Source organism: Streptomyces sp. SID3212 (assembly GCF_009865405.1).
Classification (GTDB): Bacteria; Actinomycetota; Actinomycetes; order Streptomycetales; family Streptomycetaceae; genus Streptomyces.
The window spans coordinates 1-4,289 of sequence record NZ_WWJY01000870.1; the positions used below are offsets into that span (position 1 = coordinate 1).

At 71.5% G+C, this 4,289-nt stretch carries 4 protein-coding genes; 1 reads left to right on the forward strand and 3 read right to left on the reverse strand.

The window, feature by feature from the left end:
• Both GT042_RS26350 and pgm read right to left on the reverse strand, forming a co-directional pair.
• Window positions 1-593 (reverse strand): cbb3-type cytochrome c oxidase subunit I (locus GT042_RS26350; RefSeq protein ID WP_202533879.1); only part of this gene is annotated, 593 nt, incomplete at its 3' end.
• A gap of 286 nt (window positions 594-879) precedes the next feature.
• Window positions 880-2,520 carry a phosphoglucomutase (alpha-D-glucose-1,6-bisphosphate-dependent) gene (gene pgm / locus GT042_RS26355; protein ID WP_161311225.1) on the reverse strand — a complete coding sequence of 547 codons (1,641 nt, stop codon included), beginning with the start codon at window positions 2,518-2,520 and terminating at the stop codon, window positions 880-882.
• Between the two features lie 209 nt (window positions 2,521-2,729).
• Between pgm and GT042_RS26360 the strand changes: the two genes are divergently transcribed.
• Complete coding sequence (locus GT042_RS26360) at window positions 2,730-3,827, forward strand: glutamate--cysteine ligase (protein ID WP_161311226.1); 1,098 nt, start codon at window positions 2,730-2,732, stop codon at window positions 3,825-3,827.
• Window positions 3,828-3,858: 31 nt separating this feature from the next.
• Here GT042_RS26360 and GT042_RS26365 read toward each other — a convergent pair.
• The coding region (locus GT042_RS26365) for a CGNR zinc finger domain-containing protein (protein WP_161311227.1) at window positions 3,859-4,289 on the reverse strand (431 nt) is incomplete at its 5' end.

Here is a 4,289-nt window from a genome sequence, read left to right on the forward strand (position 1 = left end):
GCGCGCATGCAGATGATCGTGGTGATGAAGTTGACCGAACCGAGGATCGTGCCGAAACCCGACAGCGCCAGACCCATGACCCACAGGTCACCGCCGATGCCCGGCGACCGGACGATGTCGGTGAGCGGGGAGTAGGCGAACCAGCCGAAGTCGGCGGCGCCGTTGGGCGTCAGGAGACCGCTGACGACGATGAGCGAACCGAAGAGGTACAGCCAGTAGGCGAGTCCGTTGAGCCGGGGGAACGCCACGTCGGGCGCGCCGATCTGGAGCGGCATGATCCAGTTGGTGAATCCGGCGAACAGCGGGGTCGCGAACATGAGCAGCATGATCGTGCCGTGCAGCGTGAACGCCTGGTTGAACTGCTCGTGCGAGACGATCTGGATGCCGGGACGGGCCAGTTCGGCGCGCATGAAGAGCGCCAGCACCCCGCCGACGATGAAAAAGGCGAATGAGGTAATGAGATACAACGAACCGATCGTCTTATGGTCGGTCGTGGTGAGCCAGCCCACGATGATATAACCGGGCCGCTTGCGCACGACCGGCTTTTCGTTCTGGTAGCTCTCGTCGGCCTCGGCCGACCCTTCCGTGCCCATCGTCGTCACTGCGACGCTCTCCTCCGGCTCGACGGTCGCGGGTGGACTCGGCAAGCAGCATGGCGGCGGATTCACCGGGCGGGTGACACCGCCTCATTCCCGGCGCGTCGCATATCGCGTACCGGTACGTCCCGCTCGCCTTGCGGGGGCCGCGAGTTGCCCCGGCGACGGCCGGTCGCGGACCACGGCAACTTTCACCCGGGAGAGGGACGTGAGCGGTCCACGACGGACAGCGCCGGGCCCGCCCCGGTCGGGGGGCGGGCCCGGCGCTGTCCTGTGCGGTGTGTCAGCCCGCGAGGGCGGCCGCGACGACGGCCTTCGCCTCCTCCTGCACCCGCGCGAGGTGGTCGGGGCCCTGGAAGGACTCCGCGTAGATCTTGTAGACGTCCTCCGTGCCCGACGGGCGCGCGGCGAACCACGCGCTCTCCGTGGTCACCTTGATGCCGCCGATGGCGGCGCCGTTGCCGGGCGCCTCGGTGAGCACGGCCGTGACCGGCTCGCCCGCGAGGGTGTCGGCCGTGACCTGGTCGGGCGAGAGCCGCCCCAGGATCGCCTTCTCCTCGCGGGTGGCGGCGGCGTCGATGCGCGCGTAGGCGGGCTCGCCGAAGCGGGCCGTCAGCGCGCTGTAGTGCTCGGAGGGGGTCTTGCCGGTGACCGCGAGGATCTCGGAGGCGAGCAGCGCGAGGATGATGCCGTCCTTGTCGGTGGTCCACACCGACCCGTCGCGCCGCAGGAACGACGCGCCCGCCGACTCCTCCCCGCCGAAGCCGATCGATCCGTCGGACAGCCGGTCCACGAACCACTTGAAGCCGACGGGGACTTCCACCAGCGGGCGGCCGAGATCGGCGGCGACCCGGTCGATCATCCCGGAGGACACCAGGGTCTTCCCGATGCCCGCGCCGGCCGGCCACCGGTCGCGGTGGGCGTAGAGGTAGCCGATGGCGGCGGCCAGGTAGTGGTTGGGGTTCATCAGCCCGGCGTCCGGGGTGACGATGCCGTGCCGGTCGGCGTCGGCGTCGTTGCCGGTGGTAATCGCGAACCGGTCGCGCCCCTCGATGAGCGAGGCCATCGCGTACGGCGACGAGCAGTCCATCCGGATCTTTCCGTCCCAGTCCAGCGTCATGAACCGCCAGGTGGGGTCGGCCAGGGGATTGATCACGGTCAGGTCGATCCGGTGCTGTTCCGCGATCCGGCCCCAGTAGCCGACCGACGCGCCGCCGAGCGGGTCGGCGCCGATCCGTACCCCCGCCGCGCGGACCGCGTCCAGGTCCAGTACGGCGGGCAGGTCGGCCACGTAACCGCCGAGGAAGTCGTAGCGGTCCGTCGTCCCGGCGGCGAGGGCGCGGGTGTACGGCAGGCGCCGTACGTCCTTGAGGCCCGCCGCGATGATCTCGTTGGCGCGGTCCTGGATCCAGCCGGTCGCGTCCGACCCGGCGGGGCCGCCGCTGGGCGGGTTGTACTTGAACCCGCCGTCCCGGGGCGGATTGTGCGACGGGGTGACGACCACACCGTCGGCGAGGTGGGAGGCGCGGCCCCGGTTGTACGTGACGATCGCGTGCGACACCGCCGGGGTGGGGGTGTAGCCGTCGGCCGTGTCGAGGAGCAGGGTCACGCCGTTGGCGGCGAACACCTCGACAGCGGTCACCCGGGCCGGCTCGGAGAGCGCGTGGGTGTCGATGCCGAGGAAGAGGGGTCCGTCGGTGCCCTGGTCGGCGCGGTACTCACAGATCGCCTGGCTCGTCGCGGCGATGTGGTCCTCGTTGAACGCGGTGTCGAGCGACGACCCGCGGTGTCCCGAGGTGCCGAACGCCACCCGCTGACCCGGTTCGTCCAGGTCGGGATGGAGGGCGTAGTACGCGGTCACCAGGCGGGCGACATCGGTGAGATCCTCCGGGCGCGCCGGCTGTCCCGCTCGTTCGTGTGGCATGTGCCCACTCCTCCGCATCGGTCCCTGCGATCAGACGTTCGGTTCATCATCCCGGGTTACCGTGGATAACAAGGGGTGACCCGCCGGGATGTGCACGATACCGGCGGGGGTACGGCACACTCCTCCGCCTTCGCCACGTTCGGTGACGCGGAACCGGGGCACACGCAGCACCCGGCGCGAACGTGCCGTATTCAAGAAAGGCGGTCGTTGTGCGCAGTGTCGGTGTGGAGGAAGAACTGTTGCTCGTGGACGCCTCGACGGGCGAGCCCCGGGCGCTGTCCGCGGCGGTCCTGGCCTTTGCCTCCCGGGGCAGCAGTGACGCGGACGTGTTCGAACTGGAACTGCACGGTTCCCAACTGGAGTTCGCCACCCACCCGCAGACGGACATGGGGGAACTGTCGCGGGAGATCCTGCGGTGGCGGGCCGAGGCGGCCGATCACGCGGCGAACGCCGGAGCCGCGGTGGCCGCGCTGGCGACCTCGCCGCTGACGGTGGGGCCGTTCATCAACCCGGGCGAGCGGTTCGACTGGCTCAAGGAGCAGTTCGGACTGACCGCGCAGGAGCAGATCACCTGCGGCTGCCACGTCCATGTGGCCGTGGAGTCGGACGACGAGGGTGTGGCGGTGCTCGACCGGATCCGGCCGTGGCTGTCGGTCCTGCTCGCGATGAGCGCGAACTCCCCGTTCTGGCAGAGCAACGACACCCGGTACAGCAGTTACCGCAGCCGTGTCTGGGGCCGGTGGCCGTCGGCGGGGCCCGTGGAGGTGTTCGGCTCCGCCGAGCGCTACCACGCCCTGGTCGACGCCATGGTCGGCACCGGCGCCCTGCGTGACACCGGGATGATCTACTTCGACGCCCGGCTCTCGGCGGCCTGGCCGACGGTGGAGATCCGGGTGGCGGACGTCTGCCTGGACGCCTCCACCACGGTGCTGATCGCCACGCTGGTCCGGGCGTTGGTGGAGACGGCGGCCCGCGACTGGCGGGCCGGAAAGCCGGTGGTCGACCCGGGGGTCGGGCTGCTGAGGCTGGCGGCGTGGAGGGCCGGCCGGTCCGGGCTGGACGACGAGCTGATCAACCCCGGGACCATGAAGCCGGAGAGCGCGGAGTCCGTCGTGCAGGCGTTGCTCGCCCATGTCCGTGAGGCGCTGGACGACAGCGGGGACCTGATCGCCGCCCAGGACGCGGTGGCCCATCTGTTCAAGACGGGCAACGGCGCCCGCGTCCAGCGTGAACTGTTCGAGCGGACCGGGAGCTTGCGCGAGATGGTCGCGGAGTGCGCCCGGCGCACGTCGGCGGGCCCGGCCTGACCGACCGGCCGGGGGTGTCCTGACCGACCGGTCAGGACACCCCGCCCGGGTGGTGGCGGCGGTAGTGGCGGGCCACGCGGGCGCGGTTGCCGCAGCCCGCCGAGCACCACTCCCGGCGCGGGTGCGCCCGGACGAAGTACCGCACACAGCCGGGGGCGTGGCAGGCGCGCAGCTCCGCCGCGTCGGGTCCGGTGAACAGCTGTACGGACTCCTCGGCGATCCGTGACAGGGCCCGGGCCTCCGGGCTGTACGACGAGCCGTCGGCGCAGGCCGGCGGCTCGCCCTCGTTCCAGATCAGCCGCGACCAGGCGGGCGCTGAGGCGCAGGCGCGGTTCACGGCGGCGACGGCCTCGGCCAGGTCGGTGACCGGCGAGACGGCGGTCGGACGGGTGTCCCCGGTCGCCACCGCGGCCAGCCGCCGCAGCGCGTCGCGCAGCTCCCGGAACCGCTCCACGGGCGGCC

Bases quoted from the DNA above. Each gene is read 5' to 3' on its own strand.
- pgm (WP_161311225.1), bottom strand. From the start codon at position 2,520: ATGCCACACGAACGAGCGGGACAGCCGGCGCGCCCGGAGGATCTCACC.